General features: G+C 73.6%; 5 protein-coding genes. All 5 read left to right on the top strand.

The features are described 5' to 3' along the window. Nucleotides 1-18 precede the first annotated feature (18 nt). The 5 genes from CF165_RS35755 (at nt 19) to CF165_RS35735 (ending at nt 23,913) form a co-directional block, all read left to right on the top strand. Nucleotides 19-219, top strand: coding sequence for an MbtH family protein (locus tag CF165_RS35755; protein ID WP_093952005.1), 201 nt, complete (start codon nt 19-21; stop codon nt 217-219). A gap of 50 nt (nt 220-269) precedes the next feature. Next, nucleotides 270-1,619, top strand: coding sequence for a serine hydrolase domain-containing protein (locus CF165_RS35750; RefSeq protein WP_093952004.1), 1,350 nt, complete (start codon nt 270-272; stop codon nt 1,617-1,619). A 117-nt stretch (nt 1,620-1,736) separates the two neighbouring features. Further along, entirely contained in the window at nt 1,737-21,464 is a 19,728-nt protein-coding gene (locus CF165_RS35745) for a non-ribosomal peptide synthetase (RefSeq protein WP_093952003.1), read from the top strand. After that, on the top strand, nt 21,461-22,708 hold the full coding sequence (locus CF165_RS35740) for an MFS transporter (RefSeq protein WP_093952002.1): 1,248 nt from the start codon (nt 21,461-21,463) through the stop codon (nt 22,706-22,708). The genes CF165_RS35745 and CF165_RS35740 overlap by 4 nt, the downstream gene beginning before the upstream one ends. Further along, on the top strand, nt 22,705-23,913 hold the full coding sequence (locus tag CF165_RS35735) for a cytochrome P450 (RefSeq protein ID WP_093952001.1): 1,209 nt from the start codon (nt 22,705-22,707) through the stop codon (nt 23,911-23,913). The genes CF165_RS35740 and CF165_RS35735 overlap by 4 nt, the downstream gene beginning before the upstream one ends.

The following is a 23,913-nucleotide window of genomic DNA, read 5'->3' as shown; positions in this document are numbered from 1 at the left end:
CAGGAAAGGTGAAAGCACATGCAGGAAGACGCCGAGTTCCAGGTACTGGTCAACGACGAAGGTCAGTACTCGCTGTGGCCGGTGGCGACCGAGATCCCCGCGGGCTGGCGTGCCGACGGGTTCCGCGGCGGCCGCCAGGAGTGCATGGACCACGTCGACGAGGTCTGGACCGACATGCGGCCGCTGAGCCTGCAGCGGCAGATGGCGGCCGACGGCTGAGCCGTCGCCGCCGCCCGCCCCCACCGAACCGACGCGGAAGGTCCCCGTTCATGCCCTCTCCTTCGACGTTTTCCCAGACGCTCCGGGTTCCGGCCGGGGACCCGCGGTCCACGTCCGACGAGCGGCTGCGGCGGCTGCTCGCCGGCCTCTGCCACAAGCACGGCGTGCCCGCCGCCCAGCTGGTCGTCCACGACGGCAGCCGTCCCGCCGCGGTGGCCGTCGGGGCGGACGCCACGGCGAAGTTCCCGGTCGGCTCCATCACCAAGGCGTTCACCGCGGCGCTGGCGATGCTGCTCGTCGCCGACGGCGACCTGAGCCCGGACGACCCGCTCGCCGAGCACCTGGACGGCCTCGGGCCGCAGGTCGGCAGACCCACCGTCGAACAGGTCCTGAGCCACACCGGCGGGCTGCCCGCCGCGCTCGGGGCCGCCGCCGACGGGACCGGGTCGGCCCGCCGGTACCTGCGGGCGTGCCGGGACGCCGGGCTCGTCCAGCCGCCCGGACAGGGCTTCTCCTACTCCAACGTCGGTTACGTGCTGGCCGGCTACCTGGTCGAGGCCATCACCGGGATGAGCTGGTGGGAGGCCATCGACACGCTGCTGCTCGACGAGCTCGGGATCGCCGCGGCGTTCGTCGTCGAGCCGGGCACCCGGCGCCGGGCGGACGCCCACCTCAGCGGGCACGCCGTGCACGCCGCCACCGGCCGCGCCCGGCCCGTCGCGCAGACGCTCACCACCGTCGAGGCCGCGGCCGGCGCGCTCGCCTTGAGCGCCGAAGACCTCGCCGCGTTCGGGCTCATGTTCTGCGGCGAGGACGGCCCGCTGCCGGCGGACCTGCTGGAGCTGATGCGCCGTCCGGTGGCGGGGGCGGAACCGTTCGGCCTGGCCGACGGCTGGGGCCTCGGCCTGGCGGTCTACCGGGGTGCCGACGCCGACTGGGCCGGCCACGACGGCACCGCCGACGGCACCTCGTGCCACCTGCGGGTGGACGCCGAGCACGGCCGGGTCGTCGCGCTCACCACCAACGCGAGCACCGGCTCGGCGCTGTGGACGGACCTGGTCGCCGCCCTGCGCGCCGACGGCCTGCCGGTCGGCGACTACGAGCTGCCCAGCGGCCTCGACCGGGCCACCGGGCCGGCCGCCGACCTGACGGGCCGCTACACCAACGGCGACCTCGAGTACCAGGTGGACGTCCGCGCGGACGGCGGCGCGGTCCTCGTCGTCGACGGCGAGGTCTACCCCGAGCTGGCGATGCTGCGCGACGGGTCGTTCTCGGTGCGCGAACCCGGCACCGGCCGCCGGATCATCGGCGGCCGCTTCCTGACCGACCCAGCCACCGGGGCCGTCAGCGCCATGCAGGCCGGGGGCCGCGTCGCCCGGCGGCGCCGCCGGGCCTCCTGACCGCCGCCCCCGACCAGTCCCGCCGTCGGTCGTGAGTGAGAAACAGTGTTCTAACACTGTTTCTCACTCACGACGCCCCCGGACCACCCCGACTCGCGTTGTGAGGAAACGAAAGCGATGACCACCTCGAGGAAGAGCCGCATCGACGCGCTGCCCGCGGAACTGCGGGAGACGCTCAAGCGCCGGCTGGCCGGGCGGGCGGAGCGGACCGACGTCATCGGCCGGGCGCCGCGCGAGAACGCCCTGCCGCTGTCGTTCGCCCAGCAGCGCCTGTGGTTCCTCGACGAGTTCCGGCCGGGGGACGCGGAGTACAACAGTGCCGTGGGGCTGCGGCTGACCGGCCCGCTCGACACCGGGGCGCTCACCGGCGCGCTGGCGCAGCTGGTGGCGCGCCACGAGGCCCTGCGCACGACGATCGACGACACCGGCGGCACGCCCGTGCAGGTCGTCCACGCCGCCCCGGAGATCCCGGTGCGGACGGTCGACCTGACCACCGACCCCGCGCTGCGGCCCGCCGACCTGGACGAAGTCCTGGAAACGGAGTACGGCCGGTCGTTCGACCTCCGCCGCGGCCCGCTGGTGCGGCTGCTGCTGGTGCGGGTCGCCGAGGAGGACCACGTCCTGCTGATCACCGCCCACCACGTCGTCACCGACGGCGAGAGCATGGGCATCCTGGTCGGCGAGCTCGGCACGCTGTATGCGGCCACCGTCCGCGGCGAGCCCGCGGAACTGCCCGAGCCGGCGGTCCAGTACGCCGACTTCGCCGTGTGGCAGCGGAACCGGCTCGCCGGGCCCGCCCTCGACCGGCACCTCGCCTACTGGACCACCCAGCTGGCCGGCGTCGAACCCCTCGATCTGCCGTCCGACCGGCCGCGGCCAGCCGTGCGCACGACGGCGGGTGCGGTGCACCGCTTCAGCGTCCCGGCCGACGTCGCGTCCGGGCTGGCCGAGCTGGCCCGCGTCCACGACACCACGCTCTACACCGTGCTGGTCGCGGCCTGCCAGGTGCTGTTCGCCCGCTACACCGGCCGGACCGACATCGCCGTGGGCACCGTGGTTTCCGGCCGGAACCGGCCCGAGCTGGAGCGAACGGTCGGCTTCTTCGTCGACACCGTCGTCATCAGGTCCACTGTGGACCGTACCGCGCCGTTCGGGACGTTCCTCGACGCCGTCCGCACGACGGTGCTGGAGTCCTTCGAGCACGCCGAAGCGCCGTTCGAGAAGCTCGTCGAAGCACTGCGGCTCGAGCGGGATCCCAGCCGCACCCCGCTGTTCGACACGATGGTGCTGCTGCACGGGAGTCCGGGCGGCCAACCGGACTTCGCCGGTCTCACGGCCGAGCCGGTCGAGGTGGCCCGCCGCGCCGCCAACTTCGACCTGACCGTGGAGTTCCAGCCGTCCGCCGACGCGCTCGAAGGATCGCTCGAGTACAACACCGACCTGTTCGACGAGCGGACCGCCGTCGCGCTGGGCGAGCACCTCACGGTGCTGCTCACCGCGATCGCCGCCGACGCGCACCGCCCGATCGGCGAGCTGCCGCTGCTGACCGGGGACGAGCGGCACCGGCTGCTCACCGGCGGGCACGGTCCCGAGCTGGACGTGCCCGCGACGACCCTCACCGAGCTGTTCGAGTCCCAAGCCCAGCGCAGCCCGGACGAGACCGCGCTCGTCGCCGGGGAGATCGCGCTGAGCTTCGCCGAGCTGAACGCGCTCGCCAACCGCCTGGCCCGTCACCTCGTTTCGCTGGGCGCGGGTCCCGAGCGGGTCGTCGCGCTCGAGCTGCCGCGCACTGCGGAGGCGATCGTGGCCTTCCTGGCGGTGCTGAAGGCGGGTGCGGTGTACCTGCCGATCGATCCGGCGCTGCCCGCCGACCGGAAAGAGCTGCTGCGGCAGGACGCCGGTGCGAGCCTGGTCCTCGGAACAGCGGAGATCGCCGCCGCGCAGCAGGAGTACTCCGCCGCGGACCTCACCGACGCCGATCGGCTTGCGCCGCTACGGCCGGACAACGCGGCTTACGTCATCTACACGTCCGGGTCGACCGGCCGGCCGAAGGGCGTCGCGGTCCCGCACCGCAACCTCACCAACCTGCTCTTCAACCACCGCAACGACTTCGCCGCCCCCGGCCGGCGGCTGCGGGTGGCGCTGACGGCGACCTTGTCGTTCGACACGTCCCTGGAGGGCCCGCTGCTCATGGCCGACGGCCACGAGCTGCACCTGATCGGCGAAGACGTCCGGCTCGACGCCCACGCCCTCGTCGACCACATCGCCGAGCGAAGAATCGACTTCCTCGACCTCACCCCGACCTACCTGCGCCGGCTGATCCCCGCCGGGCTGCTGACCGACCCGCGCCACCGGCCGAAGATCCTCATGCTCGGCGGCGAAGCCCTCGACGAAAAGCTCTGGCGCGAACTCGCCGACGCCGAAGTGACCGTGGCGCACAACTTCTACGGCCCGACCGAGTACACCGTGGACGCCGTCTCGTGCCGGGTCGGCGAAACGACGCGTCCGGTGCTGGGCCGTCCACTGGCCAACACCCGCGCCTACGTCCTCGACCAGGACCTGCGGCCGGTGCCGCCCGGCGTGCCCGGCGAGCTGTGCCTCGCCGGGGCGCAGCTCGCCCGCGGCTACCTCGGCCGGCCGGGCCGGACCGCCGGCAGCTTCGTCGCCGACCCCTTCGGCGAGCCGGGGACGCGGATGTACCGCACCGGCGACCGGGTCCGCTGGACGGCCGACGGGCAGCTGGAGTACCTGGGCCGCCTCGACGACCAGGTGAAGATCCGCGGGTTCCGCGTCGAGCCGGGCGAGGTCGAGGCCGCGCTGGTCCGCCTGCCCGCGGTGAGCGCGGCCGTCGTGGTCGCCAACCGCCCGGACGGCGGGCACGCCCGGCTGGTCGCGTACGTCGTCGGCGCCGGACCGGTGCTGCCCACGGCCGACGAGCTGCGCGCCGCCCTCCGGACCACGCTGCCCGACTACCTGGTGCCCTCGGCGTTCGTCCCGATCGACGCCGTTCCGCTGACACCGCAAGGCAAAGTCGACCGCCGGGCGCTCCCGGCACCCGACGCGCCGCCGGACGGCGGCCAGGCCTACATGCCCGCGCGGACCGCCGTCGAGCACCAGCTGGTGGCGATCTGGTCCGAGGTGCTCGGCAACGACCGCGTCGGCGTCGAGGACAACTTCTTCGGCCTCGGCGGCGACTCGATCCTCAGCATCCAGGTGGTCGCGCAGGCCCGCCAGGCCGGCCTGCGGCTCACCTCGCGGGACATCTTCCTGCACCAGACCATCGCCGGGCTCGCGACCGCGGTGCAGACCGCCGCCGTCCACGCCCCGGCCGCGGGACCGATCGCCGGCCCGGCGCCGCTCACCCCGATCCAGCACTGGTTCTTCGCCACCCACGGGCCGTTGGACCACTTCACGATGTCGCAGCTGCTGGAACTGCCGGCCGACGTCGACCAGCGGGCACTGCGGACCGCACTCGACGCGGTGGTCGCCCACCACGACGCCCTGCGGACCCGGTTCTTCACCGTCGACGGCCGGTGGCGGCAGGAGGTCACGCCGGCGCCGTCGTCCGGGATCCTGCGGATCCGGGACCTGTCCTCGTTCGGCGACGCCGGGCAGCGCGCCGGCATCGAGGCCGCGGCCGCGCAGGTGCGCGCCGGGCTCGACGTGACCACCGGCGCGCTCGCCGGTGCGGCTTTGCTCCTGCGCGGCACGCGGCCGCCGCTGCTGTTCCTGGCCGTGCACCACCTCGTGGCCGACGGCGTTTCGCTGCGGCTGCTGCTCGGCGACCTCGAAACCGCTTACCAGCAGGTCGTCGCCGGCGCGCCGGTCCGGCTCGCGGGCACGGCCACGCCGTTCACCCAGTGGGCGCACCTGCTGGAGGAGCACGTCCGTTCCGGGGGGTTCGACGACGACCTCGAGCACTGGACGCGCGTCGCCCGCCGGGTCCCGCCGGCGCTGGCGGCCGACCACGCGGGCGCCGGGACCACCGGCTCGACCCGCACGCTGACCGTGAGCCTCGGCGCCGAAGACACCGACGCGCTGCTGCACAAGGTGCCCGCGACCTACCGGACCCAGGTCAACGACGTGCTGCTCAGCGCGCTCGGGCGGGCACTGGCGGACCGGACGCGGCAGGACGGCGTCCTGATCGCCTTGGAGGGACACGGCCGGGAGGACGTCCTCGACGGCGTGGACCTCTCCCGGACGGTCGGCTGGTTCACCACGCAGTTCCCGGTGGCGCTCGACCTGCCGCCGTCGGGGGAGTGGGGCGCGACCCTCAAGGCGGTCAAGGAACAGCTGCGGGCCGTCCCGCGCCGGGGCCTGAGCTACGAGGCACTGCGGTACCTCGGCGAGCCCGGCGCGGCGGGGCACGCCCTGCAGGCGTTCCCGCTGCCGCAGATCTGCTTCAACTACCACGGCCGCTGGGACGCCCAGGCCGGTGCCGACGGCCTGTTCCGCGGCCGCCACGACAGCCCGGGCCCGGACATCGCCCCGGATGAGGCGAGCACCTACCAGCTGGACGTCACCGGCGTCGTCGAGTCCGGCGAGCTTTCGGTGACGTGGTCCTATTCGGACCAGGTCTACGACGCCGAAACGGTCCGGGAGCTGGCCGAGGCGATGGTGACCGGGCTGCGGGAGATCGTCGCGCACTGCGCGCGGCCCGGCAGCGGCGGCCGCACGCCGTCGGACTTCCCGCTGGCCCGCCTCGACCAGTCCACTGTAGACCGGATCGTCGGCGACGGCCGCGAGGTCGACGACATCTACCCACTGACCCCGCTGCAGGCGGGCATGCTGTTCCACAGCCTCCTCGATCCGACGGCCGACGCCTACGTCGACCAGGCCCGGATGCTGCTCGACGGCGTCCGCGACACCGACGCCTTCGCGCAGGCCTGGCAGCAGGTCGCCGACCGGACACCGGTCCTGCGAACCCAGCTGGTCTGGGACGGCGTCGAGGAACCGCTGCAGGTCGTGCGGCACCGGGCGGTCGTGCCGATCACCCGCCACGACTGGCGCGGGCTGTCCGAGGCCGAGCAGACCGCCCAGCTGGAGCGGCTTTCGGCCGAGGACGCCGCTGCCGGGATGGACCTGACCACCGCCCCGCTGATGCGGCTCGCGATCATCGCGCTGACCCACGACCGCGTGCTGCTGATGTGGACGTCCCACCACGTCGTGCTCGACGGCTGGAGCCTGGCGCAGATCTTCACCGAGGTGTGCGAGCAGTACGCCGCGATCACCGAGCACCGGGTCCCGCGGGTGCCGGCCCACCGGCCGTTCCGCGACTACCTCGGCTGGCTGGCCGCGCAGGACGTCACCACGGCCGAAGACCACTGGCGCGCGGTGCTGTCCGGGTTCGCCGCCCCGACCCCGCTGCCGTGGGACCGGTCACCGGCCCAGGCGCACCGGACGCGGTCCTCCCGGTCTGTCCGGGTCTCGCTGTCCACGGAGGACACAGACCGGCTGCGGGAGGTGGCCCGGCGGCACAGCCTGACCGTCAACACGCTCGTCCAGGGCGCGTGGGCGCTGCTGCTGGCCCACTCGAGCGGCGAGTCCGACGTCGTGTTCGGCACCACCGTCTCCGGCCGTCCCGACGACCTGCCGGGCGTCGAGAACATGATCGGGATGTTCATCAACACCGTCCCGACGCGGACGCGGATCGACAGCGGCGAGGCCGTGCTGGCGTGGCTGCGGCGGCTGCAGGACGAGCAGAACCAGGCGCGGCGGTACGACTTCCTCGCGCTCGGGAAGCTGCGTGCCCTCAGCGACGTCCCGTCGGGCGGGAACCTGTTCGACAGCATGGTCGCGTTCGAGAACTACCCGTTCGACGAGAACGCCGCTGCGCAGGCGGGCGTCACCCTGCGGGAAGTCACCGCGCTCGACGCCACGACGTTCCCGGTCACCCTGCGCGCCTACGTCGACCGGCGCCTGGGCTTCGAGCTGGGCACCGACCCGGACCTGTTCGACGACAGCACCGCCGCCGCGCTGGCCGCGCGGCTGGAGACCCTGCTGCTCGGGATCGCCGAGAACCCGGACCGCCCGATCGCCCGGCTGCCCTGGCTGTCGGCCGACGACCGCGCCCGGCTGGTGGTGGACCAAGCCGTGTCGCTGCCCGCGCCGACCATCACCGAGCTGTTCGCCGCTCGGGTCGCGGCGCACCCGGACGCGGTCGCGCTCACCGGCGACGGCACCTCGCTTACCTACGCCGAGCTCAACGCGCGGGTCAACCGGCTGGCGCACCGGCTGATCGCCCTCGGCGCCGGGCCCGAGCGGTTCGTCGCGCTGCGCCTGCCGCGCTCGCCGGAGCAGGTCGTCGCGATCCTCGCCGTGCTCAAGGCCGGGGCCGCCTACCTGCCGATCGACCCGGCCACGCCGGCCGAACGCGTCGACCGGATATTCGCCGACACCGATCCCGTCGCCGTCCTCGCCCCCGAAGACGTCGACGTCGAAACCGGTCCCGAAACCGACCCGCCGCTGCGTTGTACCCCGGACCACCCCGCCTACGTCATCTACACCTCCGGCTCGACCGGGCTGCCCAAGGGCGTGGTGATCCCGCACCGCAACGTCACCCGCCTGTTCGCCGCGACCGCCGGCCGGTTCGAGTTCGGCCGCGACGACGTCTGGACGTTGTTCCACTCCTACGCGTTCGACTTCTCCGTCTGGGAGATCTGGGGGCCGCTGCTGCACGGCGGCCGGCTCGTCGTCGTGCCGCACGCGGTGTCCCGGTCGCCGCGGGAGTTCCTGCGCCTGCTGGCCGACGAGCGCGTCACCGTGCTCAACCAGACGCCGTCGGCGTTCTACCAGCTGGTCCGGGCCGACGAGGACGATCCCGGCATCCGGCTTTCGCTGAGGTACGTGATCTTCGGCGGCGAGGCCCTGGATACGCGCAGGCTGACCGGCTGGTTCGCCCGCCACGGCGACCGCGCCCCGCGGCTGGTGAACATGTACGGCATCACCGAAACCACCGTGCACGTCACCCACCACGACCTCGTGTCCGATGTGGACACCCCGGGGATCATCGGCTCGGTTCTGCCCGACCTGCGCGGGTACGTCCTCGACGCCGACCTGAACCCGGTCCCGGCCGGGGTGCCCGGCGAGCTGTACGTGGCCGGTGACGGGCTGGCCCGCGGCTACCTCGGCCGCCCCGGGCTGACCGCGGCCCGGTTCGTCGCCGACCCCTTCGGTGCGCCCGGCTCCCGCATGTACCGGTCCGGCGACCGGGTCTCCCGCACCGCCGGCGGCGCCCTGCGCTACCACGGCCGTGCCGACCACCAGGTGAAGATCCGGGGCTTCCGCATCGAACCGGGCGAGATCGAGGCCACCCTGCTCGCCCTGCCGGAGGTCCGTTCGGCGGCCGTGCTGGCCCGTGAGGACGAACCCGGCCGCAAGCGGCTGGTCGCCTACGTCGTCGCCGCGACCCCGGACGCGCCGCCGAGCGCGGCCCGGCTGCGTGAGCACCTGGGCCGGTCGCTGCCGGAGTACATGGTGCCGTCGGCGTTCGTCGCCATCGACGAAATGCCGTTGACGCGCAACGGAAAGCTCGACCAGCGGGCGTTGCCCGCGCCTGCCGCGGCCGCGCCGGCGGGTGCGGAGTTCGTCGAACCCCGCACCGAAACCGAACGCACGGTCGCGGCGGTCCTGGCCGCCACGCTCGGCCTGGAGCGGGTCGGGGCCGAGGGGCACTTCTTCGAGCTGGGCGGGGATTCCATCCTCAGCATCCGGTTCACCTCCGCGCTGCGCGAGGCCTTCGGCGTCGAAGTGTCGCCGCGGACGGTGTTCGACCACCCGACGGTGGCGGGCCTGGCGGCCGCGCTGCCCGCCGCGTCCGCCATCCCGCTCACCGCGGCGATCACGCCGGTCGCGCGCGACGGCGAGCTGCCGCTGTCCTTCGCCCAGCAGCGCCTGTGGTTCCTCGACGACTTCGCCCCCGGCAGCACCGACCACGTCACGGTCTTCGGCGTGCGGCTGCGCGGAGACCTGCGGCTCGACGCCCTCTCCCGGGCGCTCACCACGCTGATCGCCCGGCACGAGTCGCTGCGCACCACGTTCCCGGCCGCCGACGGACGGCCCCGCCAGGTCGTGGGGGAGCCGTGGCAGCTCGCGCTGCCGGTCACCGACGTCACCGGCCCGAAGGACCTGCAGCGGCTGCTGGCCGAAGACCTCGCCCGGCCGTTCGACCTGGCACGCGGCCCGCTGCTGCGGGCCCGGCTCGTCCGCCTGGCCGCGGACGACCACGCGCTCGTCCTGTCCCTGCACCACATCATCACCGACGGCTGGTCGATGGGTGTCCTCGCCGGCGAGCTGGCCACCCTCTACGGTGACGAGCGAGCCGAACTGCCCGCACTGCCGATCCAGTACGCGGACTTCGCCGCCTGGCAGCGCGAGCGTCTCACCGGCGACTTCCTGGCCGAACAGCTCGGCTTCTGGCGGCGGGAACTCGACGGCCTGCGTCCCCTCGATCTGCCGGCCGACCGCCCGCGCCCGGCCACCCGGACGTCGAACGGCGCCGAACACGAGTTCTCCCTCGGCGCCGACGCCCTCGACGGCCTGCGGCGGCTGAGCCGGGAGCGCGACACGACGTTGTTCACGGCGCTGGTCGCGGCCTGCCAGCTGGTACTGCGGCGCTGGGCCGGCCAGGACGACGTCGCCGTCGGCACGGTGACCTCCGGCCGCGACCACGCGGAAGTCCAGGATCTGGTCGGCCTCTTCGTCAACACCGTCGTGCTGCGGTCCCATGTGGACGGACAGCGGGGCTTCGGCGAGCTGCTCGGCGCTGTCCGCCGCACGGTCCTCGACGCCTTCGCGCACCAGGAGGTGCCGTTCGAGCGGATCGTCGACGAGCTGAGCCCCGACCGCGACCCCAGCCGCACCCCCCTGTTCGAGGTGCTGGTGACCCTGCAGAACGCCGGGAACCGCCTGCCCGCCCTCACCGGGCTCACGGCGAGTGAGCTGACCCTGCCGATGACCACCGCCGGGTTCGACCTGAGCGTCGAGTTCGAGGAGCGCGCGGACGGCTTGCGCGGCCTGCTCAACTACAACACCGACCTGTTCGACGCGGCGACCATGCGGCGGTTCGCCGAGCACCTCACGGTCCTGCTCACCGCCGTCACGGCCGACCCGGACCGGCCGGTCGACACGCTGCCGCTGCTGCCGACGGCCGAGCACGACCTCGTCGTCGAGACGTGGAACGCGACCGACCGCCCGGTGCCGGACGCAGGAGTCGTCGAGCTGTTCGAGGCCCAGGCCGCCCGGACCCCGAACGCGACCGCGCTGGTCTGCGGCGACACGACGTTGACCTTCGCCGAGCTGAACACCCGGGCCAACGGGATCGCGCGCGCCCTCGTCGCCCGCGGTGCCGGGCCCGAGCGGCTCGTCGCCGTCGCGCTGCCCCGGTCCGCGGAACTCGTGGTCACGATCCTGGCCGTCCTCAAGGCCGGTGCGGCCCACCTGCCCCTGGATCCCGAGCTGCCCGCCCGACGGCGTGAAGCGTTGTTGGCGGACGCGCGGCCGGTACTGGTCCTCACCGAGCCGGTTGACGCGGAAGGAGAGGACACGAACCTCACCGACGCCGACCGGCTCGCGCCGCTCACCCCGGACCACACGGCCTACGCCATCTACACCTCCGGCTCCACCGGAACCCCGAAGGGCGTGCTCGTCGGCCACCGCTCGCTGGCCAACTTCGCCGTCGACCACGCGGGCCAGTTCACCGCCGCGGCCGGGAAGGACCGGCTGCGGGTGGCGCTGACCGCCGCGTTCTCCTTCGACGCGTCCTGGGAAGCCGTGCTGCTGATGCTCACGGCCGGGCACCAGCTGCACGTGATCGACGGCGACACCCGGCTCGACCCGGCCCTGCTCGCCAGGTATGTCGCCGAGCACGAGATCGATCTGGTCAACTCGACGCCGTCGTTCGTCCGGCACCTGCTGGACGCGGGGTTCGGGGAGCACTGGCCGTCCGTGCTGCTGATCGGCGGGGAGGCCGTCGGCGAAGCGCTGTGGCGCGACCTGAGCGACGTCGACGGCGTGACCGCGTTCAACCTCTACGGCCCGACCGAGTGCACGGTCGACGCGACCCTCTGCCGGATCGGGGAGACCGCGCGCGAAGTGATCGGCCGCCCCATCGGGAACGTGCGCACCTACGTCCTCGACGACCGGCTGCGCCCGGCCCCGATCGGCGTGCCCGGCGAACTGCACCTGGCCGGCGTCCAGCTCGCCCGCGGCTACCTGAACCGGCCCGGGCTGACGGCGGATCGGTTCCGCGCCAACCCCTTCGGACCGCCGGGCAGCCGGATGTACGCCACCGGCGACCGCGTCCGCTGGACCGCCGAGGGGTATCTGGAGTACCTCGGCCGCGTCGACGACCAGGTCAAGATCCGCGGCTTCCGCATCGAGCCCGGCGAGGTCGAGGCGGCGCTGCGTGCGCTGCCCGAGGTCGCCGACGCGGTGGTCGTCGCCCGCCGCGACGACGGCCACGCCCGGCTGGTCGCCTACGTCGTCCCGGCCGACGGCTCGACGGCGGACCCGGCGCGGCTGCGGACGGCGCTGAAGGAGACCCTGCCCGACCACCTCGTGCCGTCGGTGTTCGTCCCGCTCGAGCGGCTCCCGCTGGCGACCAGCGGCAAGGTCGACCGCCGCGCGCTGCCCGCGCCCGCCGTCCAGACGGCCCCGGTCGAAGGCCGGACCGCGCCGCGCACGGACACCGAACGGCTGCTCGCGGAGATCTGGGCCGACGTCCTCGGCGCCGGAGAACCAGGCGTGGACGACAACTTCTTCGCCCTCGGCGGGGATTCGATCCTCAGCATCCAGGTCGTCTCCCGGGCCCGGCGGCACGGCCTGCGCCTGACCTCCCGGGACGTCTTCCGCCACCAGAGCATCGCCGAACTGGCCCTGGTCGCCGGCGCCGAGGAGACCGCCGAGCCCGACTCGGGCTTCACCGGCTCGGCGCCCCTGACCCCGATCCAGCGGTGGTTCTTCGAAACCGGCCACCACGACCACTTCACGATGTCCACGCTCGCCGAACTCGACCCGGACGTGGAGCTTCCCGCGCTCGAAACCGCGCTGCACGCGGTGCTGGCCCGCCACGACGCCCTGCGCACCCGGTTCACCCGCACCGGCGACGGGTGGCGGCAGGAGTTCCGGGCCGACGCGGAAATCCCGGCGGTCCGGCACCTCGAGGTGTCCGATGTGGACACCCGTGCGGTCGCGGCCGAAGCCCGCGCCACCCTGCGGGTCGAGCACGGGCCGCTCGCCGCGGCCGTGCTGATCACTTCTCCCGGGCGGCCGCCGCGGCTGCTGCTGGTCGTCCACCACCTGGTGATCGACGGCGTGTCGTGGCGGATCCTGTTCGACGACCTGGAAACCGCCTACCGCCAGGTGGTTTCCGGCCGGCCGGTCGACCTGGGCCCGGCACCGGTCAGCTCCCTCCGCTGGGCGGACCGCCTCGCCGGGCACGCGTTCGACGCCGAACTGCCGTACTGGACGGAAGCGCTCGACGGCGTCATCCCGGACCTGCCCGTCGACGCGGCGGGGGAGAACACCGCCGGCCGCGCCCGCACGGTCACCGTCCGCCTGGACACCGGCACGACCGACGCCCTGCTGCACCAGGTCCCCGAGGTCTACCGCACCCAGATCAACGACGTCCTGCTCAGCGCGCTCGGCCGGGTGCTGGCCCGCTGGACCGGCCGCGAGCGCGTCCTGGTCTCCCTGGAAGGACACGGCCGAGAAGAGATCTTCGACGATCTCGACCTGTCCCGCACGGTCGGCTGGTTCACCGCCGAGTTCCCGGTCGCGCTCACCCTCCCGGCGGCCGACGACTGGGGACCGACGCTGAAGGCGGTCAAGGAACAGCTGCGGGCCGTGCCCGGCAAGGGCCTCGGCTACGGCGCGCTGCGGTGGCTGACCCCGGACTCGCCCCTGCGCGACGGCCCGGTGCCGCAGATTTCCCTGAACTACCACGGGCAATGGACCGCCGGCGACGACGACGGGCTGTACCGGGGCTGGGGCGACGTCGGCGACGACATCGACCCCGGGCGGCCGCGCACCGCGCTGCTCGACGTCGTCGGCATCGTCGACGGCGGCCGCCTCGAACTGGCGTGGACCTACGCGCCCGAGGTCCACCGCGAGGACACCGTGCGCGGGCTCGCCGAGCAGGTCGTCACGGCGCTCCGGGAAATCGTCGCGCACTGCGCCGTCCCCGGCGCCGGCGGCCGCACGCCGTCGGACTTCCCCCTGGCCGGGTTGAGCGCGGCCGAACTGGACACCGTGGCCGGCGACGGCCGCGCGGTCGAGGACGTCTACCCGCTCACCCCGCTGCAGGCCGGGATGGTGTTCCACACCCTGCTCGACGACGGCTCCCCGGCCTACTTCGAACAGGTCCGCATCCGGCTCGCCGGCGTCGCCGACCCCGCGGGGCTCGCCGCCGCCTGGCAGCGGGTCGTCGACCGCACCCCGGTGCTGCGGACCCGGCTCGTCTGGACGGGTGTCGAAGAGCCCGTCCAGGTGGTGGACCGCGCCGCGACCCTGCCGGTCACCCACCACGACTGGCGCGACCTCGGCCCGGCGGAGCGCGAAACCGCCCTGCGGGAAGCCCTGGAAGCCGACCGCGCGGTTCCGTTCGACCTGACCCGCGCCCCGCTGACCCGGCTGACGATCGCCGCCCTCCCTGGCGACGAAGTCGACCTCGTGTGGACCTCCCACCACGTCCTGTTCGACGGCTGGAGTGCCGCGCAGATCTTCGCCGAGGCGTGCGAGCACTACGCCGCCGCGACCGCCGGCGTCCGGCCCGCCCTCGTCGCCCGCCGCCCCTACCGGGACTACCTCGGCTGGCTGGCGGATCGCGACCAGGCCGCGGCCGACGAGTTCTGGCGGACCACCCTGGCCGGCTTCGACGCCCCGACCGCGTTGCCGTACGACCGCCCGCCGGCCGAGGCGCACCAGTCCCGTTCCACCGATGCGGTCCGGACCGAGCTGCCGGCGGCGGCGACGCTGCGGCTGCGGGAGTTCGCCAGGACCCACGGCCTGACCGTCAACACCGTCGTGCAGGGCGTCTGGGCACTGCTGCTGGCGATGGTCTCCGGCGACCGTGACGTCCTCTTCGGCACCACGGTTTCCGGGCGCCCGGGCGACCTGGCCGGCGTCGAATCGATGATCGGCCTGTTCATCAACACCATCCCCACCCGCGTCCGCGTCGACGGCACCCAGCCGGTGGCGCGGTGGCTCGGACAGCTGCAGGCGGCCCAGAGCGAGGCCCGCGACCACGACTTCGTGTCACTGGCCCGGCTCCGCCCGCTCAGCGACGTCCCCGCCGGGCAGAACCTGTTCGACAGCATGGTGGTCTTCGAGAACTACCCGATCAGCGAACCCGCCACCGCGGGCGCGCCCCGGGTCGTCGAGGTCGCCTCGGCCGACGCCACGAACTTCCCGCTGTGCCTGCGGGCGTCCCTGGACGAAGGCCTCGCCCTCGACCTCGCCTACGACCCGGCGCTGTTCGACGCCGGCACCGTCACCGCGCTGACCGACCGCCTGGTCGCGCTGCTCGACGGCGTCACCGCGGACGCCGGCCGTCCCCTGGCACGGGTGCCGTGGGTCGGCGCCGCCGAACGCGCCCAGGTGCTCGCCGACGCCCACGGCCCCGATGCCGCCGGGACGCCGTCCACGGTGCCGGCCCTGTTCGCCGACCAGGTGCGGCGCCGTCCGGACGCCCCCGCCGTGCTCGCCGGCGACCGCACCCTGACCTGTCTCGAGCTCGACGAGCGGGCAAACCACCTGGCGCAGCGGCTGGCCGGGCTCGGCGTCGCCGTGGAGGACCGGGTCGGGCTGCTGCTCGAACCGTCGGTCGAGCACGTCGTCGCCGAACTCGCCGTGCTCAAGGCCGGCGCGGCTTACGTGCCGCTGGACACCCGGGCGCCGCACGAACGGCTGCGCGCCGTGCTCGCGGAGGCCGGGGTGTCGGTCGTGGTGGCCGGCGACACCTGGCTGACGGTCGCCGAATCCGTCCACAGTGGACCGTCGCTGACCGTCGGCGAACAGCGGTCCCGGACCGCGCCGGACTGCCGCGCGGTTCCGGACAACCTCGCCTACGTGATGTACACGTCCGGGAGCACGGGCGTCCCCAAGGGCGTCGCGGTGCGCCACCGCGACATCACCGCGCTCGCCCAGGACAGCCGGTTCACCGGCGACGCCCACACCCGGGTGCTCGCCCACTCGCCGCTGGCCTTCGACGCCTCCACCTACGAGCTGTGGGTCCCGCTGCTCACCGGCGGCGCGACGGTCCTGCCCGACGGGCCCGACCTGACGCCCGCGTCGTTGCGCCGCGCGGTGTCCGAGCACGACGTGACGTCGGCGTGGCTGACCGCCGGGCTCTTCCGGCTGCTCGCCCAGGACGACCCGGACTGCCTGCGCGGCTTGCGCGAGGTGTGGACCGGTGGCGACGTCGTCCCGCCCGCCATGGTGCGGACGGTCCAGGCCGCGTGCCCCGGCCTGGTCGTCGTCGACGGCTACGGCCCGACCGAAACGACCACCTTCGCGACCTCGTTCCGGCTGACCGGCGAGACGGGCGTCCCCGAGCCCGTCCCGATCGGCCGTCCGCTCGACGGCATGCGCGCGTACGTGCTGGACGCCGAGCTGCGCCCGCTGCCCACGGGAGCACCGGGCGAACTGTGCCTGGCCGGAGCCGGCCTGGCGCGCGGCTACCTCGGTCGTCCCGGCCTGACGGCCGAGCGGTTCGTCCCCGACCCGTTCGGCGCGCCGGGGGAGCGGATGTACCGCACCGGTGACGTCGTCCGGCGCGGGCCCGGCGGCGAGCTGGTGTTCCTCGGCCGCTCCGACGACCAGGTCAAGCTGCGCGGCTTCCGCATCGAACTCGCCGAGGTCGAAGCCGTGCTGGCCGCCCATCCCGCGGTCGCCCAGGCGGTCGCGACCGTCCACCCGGACTCCTCCGGCATCAAGCGGCTGATCGCCCACGTCGTCCTCGAGCGGGCCGCGGATCCCGACGAGCTGCGCGCGCACGTCGCCGCGGCGCTGCCCGAGTACATGGTCCCGGCCGTCGTCATGGTGCTGGCCGCGTTGCCGTTGAACCGCAACGGAAAGGTCGACCGCCGCGCCCTGCCCGCCCCGGACGGCCCGCTGACGTCCAGGCCCTACGTCGAGCCGGCCACCGCGACCCAGCGCGCCGTCGCCGGGATCTGGCAGCGGCTGCTCGGGGTCGAGCGGGTCGGCGCGAAGGACAACTTCTTCGAGCTGGGCGGCGATTCGATCCTCAGCATCCGGCTCGTTTCCCGGCTGCTGGCCGAATGCGGTGTCTCGCTTTCGCCGCGCGCGGTTTTCGCCCACCCGACGGTCTCCCGGCTCGCCGCCGCGATCGAAACCGTCGGGGCCACCGCCAAGGACCCGATCCCCGCCGTCCCCCGCGACGGCGAGCTGCCGCAGTCCTTCGCTCAGCAGCGGCTGTGGTTCCTCGACGAGTTCGAGCCCGGCGGCACCGAGTACGTCACGAGTTCCGCGGTGCGCCTGCGCGGCGAACTGGATGTCGACGCGCTCGCCGGGGCGTTCACCGCCCTGGTCGCCCGGCACGAGCCGCTGCGCACGACGTTCGGCTCGGCCGACGGCCACGGCGTCCAGATCGTGCACCCGCCGTCGCCGGTCCCGCTGCCGGTCACCGACGCCCGGGAGGAGGACCTCGCGGACATCCTGCGTGCCGAAGGCGAACAGCCCTTCGACCTGAGCGAAGGGCCGCTGTTGCGGGCGAAGCTGATCCGGCTCGCGCCGCGGGAGCACGTGCTGATCGTCGCCGTGCACCACATCGTCACCGACGGGTGGTCGAACGGGCTCATCGCCGAGGAGGTCGGCGTGCTCTACGCGGCCGCTTTGCACGGCGAGAAGGCCGACCTGCCGCCGCTACCGGTGCAGTACGCGGACTTCGCGGCCTGGCAACGCGGCCGGCTCGCCGAGCGGGTCCTGTCCGGGCAGGTCGCCTACTGGACCGAGCGCCTGCGCGACCTCACCCCGCTGCAGCTGCCCACCGACCGGCCCCGCCCGCCGGTGCGCACGACGCGCGGCGCGACGTGCGAGATCGTCGTCCCGGCGGCGGTGACCGCCCGGCTCGAAAAGGTGAGCCGCCAGCGGGAGACGACGCTGTTCACCACCCTCGTCGCCGCCTGCCAGGTGCTGCTCGGCCGCTGGGCCGGCCAGGACGACGTCGCGGTCGGCACGGTCACCTCCGGCCGGGAGCGGCCCGAGCTGGAGGGACTCGTCGGGTTCTTCGTCAACACCCTGGTGCTGCGCTCGCAGGTTCGTCCGGACCAGGTGTTCACGGCGTTCCTCGACGACGTCGCCGCGGGCGTCCGCGAGGCGTTCGACCACCAGGACCTGCCGTTCGACCGGGTCGTCGACGCGGTGCAGCCGGGCCGCGACCCCAGCCGCACCCCGCTGTTCCAGGTGATGGTGGTGCTGCAGAACACCCCGCGGGAAGCGACCCGGCTGCCCGGCGTCGAGACGGAGGAGATCGCGCAGCCCGCGACCGCGGCGAACTTCGACCTGACGCTCGAGTTCCAGCCGGACGGGGGCGAGCTGCGCGCGGCGCTGACGTACAACACGGACCTGTTCGACGCCGCCACGATCGACCGCCTGGCCGCGCATCTGGGTGTGCTGCTGGCGGGAGTCGCGGAGAACCCGGACCGGCCCCTGTCCCGGCTGCCCCTGATCGGGGCGGCCGAACGCGACCTGGTCTTGAGTACGTGGAACGACACGGCCCGCCCGGTGGAGTCGCGTACTTTGCCTTCGCTGGTCTCGGCCCAGGCGCGCCGGACGCCGGACGCTGTGGCTCTTGTCGCGGACGAGTCCCTCACGTACGCCGAGCTCGACGCCCGCGCGGCCCGGCTGGCCCGGGTGCTGGCCGGGCACGGCATCGGCCCGGAACGGATCGTGGCGCTCGCCCTGCCGCGGTCGGTGGAGATCATCGTCGCGCAGCTGGCGGTGTGGAAGGCGGGCGGAGCGTTCCTGCCGGTCGACCCGACTTACCCGATCGAGCGCATCACGTTCATGCTCGCCGACGCCCGCCCGGCGCTGGTCCTGACTCTGGACGGCCTGGCGCCCCCGGTACCCGAGGGAGTGCCGGTGCTCTCGCTGGACGACCCGGGATTGTTCGACACCGAGCCATCCGAGCCCGCCGCCCCGGTCCCGGTCCGCCCGGAGCACCCCGCCTACGTCATCTACACCTCCGGCTCGACCGGCCGCCCCAAGGGCGTGGTCGTCACCCACGCCGGTCTGGCCGGTTTCGCCGCGGCCGAAGCCGAGCATCTCCGCGTCACCGAAGGCGACCGCGTCCTGGCCTACTCCTCGCCGAGCTTCGACGCGGCCGTGCTGGAACTGTGCCTGGCCCTGCCCTCCGGCGCCGCACTCGTCGTGGTCCCGCCGGAACCGCTGCTGGGCGAGCCCCTCGCCGAGTTCCTCGCCGCCCACCGGATCACCCACACCCTGATCCCGCCGGCCGCGCTGACCACCGTCCCGGCGACCGAGCTGCCCGACCTGCGCACGCTCGTCGTCGGCGGGGACGCCTGCCCGCCGGAGCTGGTGGACCGCTGGGCACCCGGCCGCCGGATGATCAACGCCTACGGCCCCACAGAATCGACGGTCGTCGCGACCTGGAGCGAGCCACTCGTCCCGGGAACGCCGCCCCCCATCGGCCGTCCGATCCCGAACACGCGCGTCTACGTGCTCGACGCCGCGCTCGCGCCGGTGCCGGTCGGCGTCGCGGGCGAGCTCTACGTCGCCGGGCCGAGCCTGGCCCGCGGCTACTTCGACCGCCCGGGCCTGACCGCGGACCGGTTCACCGCCAACCCCTTCGGCGCGCCCGGGGAACGGATGTACCGCACCGGCGACGTCGTCCGCTGGACGGCGGCCGGGCAGCTGGAGTTCACCGGCCGGGCCGACGACCAGGTGAAGGTGCGCGGCTTCCGGATCGAGCTGGGGGAGGTGGAGGCGGCGCTGACCCGGCACCCCGGGGTGGCCGCCGCGGTCGCCGCCGTCCAGCAGGACGACGCGGGGTACAAACGCCTGGTCGCCTGCTTCGTCACCGAGCCGGGGGCCGACCCCGTCGGTGCCGCGGACCTGCGCGAGTTCCTGGGCCGGTCGCTGCCAGGGCACCTGGTGCCCTCGGCGTTCCTGGAACTGCCCGCGCTCCCGCTCGGCCCGAGCGGCAAGGTCGACCGCCGCGCCCTGCCCGCGGTCGCCGCCACGGCCGAACCGGCCACCCGCCACGTCGAGCCGGTCACCCCGGCCGAACGGGTGCTCTGCGAAATCTGGGCCCAGGTCCTCGGCCTGGACCGGGTCGGCACCGAGGACAACTTCTTCGAGCTGGGCGGCGATTCGATCCTGAGCATGCAGGTGGTTTCCCGGGCCCGGCAGGCCGGGCTGCAGCTGTCCACAAAGGACATCTTCCTGCACCAGACCATCGCCCTCCTCGCTCCCCAGGCCGGCGCGGTGGCCGAAGCGGCCGAGGCGGACGGGCCGGTGGTCGGGCCGGTGCCGCTGACCCCGATCCAGGACTGGTTCTTCGGGATCCACACCGTGAACCCGCACCACTTCAACCAGTCGATGCTCCTCGAACTCGCCGACGGCTTCGACGCCGACGCGCTCAGGCGGGCACTGGCCGCGGTGTGGACCCACCACGACGCCCTGCGGATGCGGTTCACCCGCACCGACGAGGGCTGGCGCCAGCACAACGCCGATGTCGAGCCGGTGCCCGGGCTGCGTCACGAAGACCTGACCGCCGTGCCCGAGGCCGACCGGCCGGCGGCGCTGGAGCGGATCGCCGACGACGTCCACGCCGGGTTCGACCTCACCCGGGGCCCGCTGCTGGCCGCCGTCCTGGTCACCGCGGAACCCCAGTGGCGGCCACGGCTGTTCCTGGCCGCGCACCACGTCGTGGTCGACGCCGTCTCCTGGCGCATCCTGCTCGACGACCTCGACACCGCCTACCGGCAGGCCGCGCGGCAGGCGCAGATCGACCTCGGTCCGCGGACGACGTCGTTCCGGGACTGGGCACACCGCCTCCGCGACCACGTCCGCGACGGCGGGTTCGACGACGAAGTGGCCTACTGGACCGGTCTGCCCGCCTCGGGCGAACTGCCGGTGGACCACGACACCGGCACCGACGGCGGCACGGCGGAGGTGACCGTGGTGCTCGACGCCCACGAGACCAACGCCCTGCTGCGCTCGGCGCCGTCGGCGTACCGGACGCGCGTCAACGACGTCCTGCTCGCCGCACTGGCGTGGGCGCTGGCCCGGTGGACCGGACGGCCGGACGTGTCGATCGCGCTGGAAGGCCACGGCCGGGAAGACGTCCTCGACGGCGTCGACCTCAACCGGACCGTCGGCTGGTTCACCACCCTCTACCCGGTGGCGCTCTCGATCGACGGCACAGACGGCGCGGACGACCCGGACTGGCGGACGCTGGTCAAGTCGGTCCGCAAGCAGCTGCGAGCGGTGCCGGGCAACGGGTTCGGCTACGGCGCGCTCCGCCACCTCGGCAGCCCGGACGTCCGGGCGAAGCTCGCCGAAACCGGGCCGCAGCCGCAGATCTCGTTCAACTACCTCGGCCAGTGGGACGATTCCGGGGCGGCGGCGACGTCCGAAAGCCTCTACGCGGCGGCCCACGGTTCGCTCGGTCTCGACCACGACCCGGCCGAGCACCGCCCGTACCTGCTCGATCTGGTCGGCGCGGTCCAAGACGGCGAGCTGGTGTTTTCCCTGATCCACCAACCCGATCGCCACGACCGGGCGACCGTCGAAGCCGTGGCGGGCGACTTCGCCGCCGCGCTCAGGCGGATCGCCGCCGACACCCGGAAGGAGCGGCGGTGACCACGCGGCTTTCCCGGAACCGGAACTACCAGCTGCTCTGGGGCAGCCAGGCACTGTCGGAAGCCGGGTTCAGCGCGTCGATGATCGCGTTGCCGCTGCTGGTGCTGGCGGTGACCGGCTCACCGGCGCTGTCCGGGCTGGTGCTCGGCGTCGACGCGATGGCCCAGCTGGTCGCCGGGCTGCCCGCCGGCGCGCTGGCGGACCGCTGGGACCGCAAGAAGATCCTTCTCGCCTGCGAAGCGGTGTACGCGCTGGCGGTGGCGAGCCTGGTGGCGGCGATCTGGTGGGACGTCGTGAGCATCGCCCACCTGATCGCGGTCGCCGCGGTCATGGGCTGCTGCCGGTCGCTGTTCGGCCCGGCCGAAGGCGCGATGCTGGCCGGGGTCGTGCCGGCGGCCCAGCTGCCCACCGCGGTGGCGATGAACTCCGCGCGCGGCGCGCTCGGCCAGCTGTCGGGCACCGCGGTCGGCGGGTTCCTCTACGGTCTCGGCCGGGCGGTCCCGTTCGCGTTCGACGCGCTCGCCCACCTGGTTTCGCTGGTGGCCCTGTGTTTCGTCCGGGCGCCGCGGCGCGAGGCCGCGGCCACGGAGGGCGGGCACCTCGGCCGGGAGATGGCCGAAGGCCTGCGCTGGGTGTGGAGCGAACGGCACGTGCGCGTCACCGTGGCGTGCGCGGTGAGCCTGAACTTCTTCTTCAGCGCCTACTACATCGTCATCATCGTCCTGGCCAAGGAGCGGGGCGTCACCTCGGGCGAGATCGGCGTGATGGCCGCGATGCTCGGCGTCGGCGGGGTGGTGGGCTCACTCATCGCGCCGTACCTGCAGCGGCGGCTCAGCCCCTACGTGTCGATCATGAGCGTGTTCTGGGTGCTGACGCTGCTGACCCCGGTCGCCGCCGTCATCCACGACGGCTACCTGCTGGGGGCGCTGTTCGTCGCCATGGCCCTGCTCCCGCCGACCGCCAACACGACGATCGGGACCTACCAGCTGCTGCTCACCCCCGACCGGCTGCGCGGACGGCTGACCAGCGTGATGGCCGTGATCGGCGGAGTGTCCGCCGCGACCGGGCCCGCCTTCGGCGGTCTGGTGGTGCAGGCCTTCCCCGGCACGGACGCCGTCCTGCTGTGCGCCGCGGGCATCGCGCTGATCACCCTCGTCGTCACCTTCAGCCCCACCCTGCGCAGGTTCCCGCGCAGCGACACCCTGACCCCCGCCGAAACGAGCACCGAGGAGACCAAGTCATGACCACGCAGGAAACCGGCGTCGCGTTCGCCTTCGAAGACCTGCTCGCGCGTTCGGCCGAGCTGCGCGAGCGCGGCGGGCCGGTGCACCACGACGAGGAGGCGGGGAGCTGGCGGGTGCTCGACCACCCGGCCGTCTCGCGGGTCCTGTCCGACCCGGCCACGTTCTCCTCGGACTTCAGCGGGCTCACCCCGGTCCAGGAGGACTTCGAAACCTTCCGCAAGGGCAACTTCGTCGGGATGGACCCGCCGGACCACCGCAAGCTGCGCACCCTGGTCAGCCAGGCGTTCACCCCGCGCGTGGTCGCCGGGCTCGAACCCCGGATCCGGGCCATCGCCGGCGAGCTGCTCGACGAGGTCGACGGCACCTCCCGGGTCGACATCGTCGACGCGCTCGCCTACCCGCTGCCGATCATCGTGATCGCGGAACTGCTCGGCGTCCCGGTCGCGGACCGCCCGCTGTTCACCCGCTGGGCGCAGGTGCTCTTCAGCGGCGACCAGCTGGGCGAGTCGGCCGACATGGAAGACATCCAGCGGGCGCTGGACGCCATCGCCCCGACCATCCGCGAGATGAACGCCTACATCCTCGACCACATCCGCCACCACCGCGCCCACCCCGGGCCCGGGCTGACCAGCAGGCTGGTGGAGGCGGAGTTCAACGGCGAACGGCTCGAGGACCAGGAGATCGTCGGGTTCGTGGCGCTGCTGCTGATCGCCGGGCACATCACGACGACCGCGTTGCTCGGCAACGCCGTGGTGACGTTCGACCGGAACCCTGGTGCGGCGGCCGCGTTGCGATCCTCGCCCGCGGGGTTGCCGGCGGCGCTGGAGGAGGTACTGCGGATGCTGCCGCCGTTCCCCGAACTGGGCCGCCGCACGACGAAGCCGGTCGAGCTGGGCGGCCACACCATTCCGGAGAACTCGATCGTGATGGCCGATCTGGCCGCGGCCAACCGCGATCCGGCTTTCTTCGACCGTCCCAATGAGTTCCACGTGGCGAGGAACCCTAACCCGCACCTGACGTTCGGGCACGGCATTCACTTCTGTTTCGGCGCTCCGCTGGCGCGGTTGGAGGGACGGATCGCTTTCGAGGTGCTCTTCGACCGGTACCGGGACATTGCCGTTGCCGGCTATGACCAGGTCGAGTTTCAGAATCCTCAGGTGATCGTCAGTGTCCGGCACCTTCCCCTTGACGTGACACCGGCCTGA

The organism is Amycolatopsis vastitatis (genome assembly GCF_002234595.1).
In the GTDB taxonomy this organism is placed as follows: Bacteria; Actinomycetota; Actinomycetes; order Mycobacteriales; family Pseudonocardiaceae; genus Amycolatopsis; species Amycolatopsis vastitatis.
The sequence above is the reverse complement of the archived record's forward strand: the minus strand, read 5'-3'. Positions and strand labels throughout refer to the sequence as shown.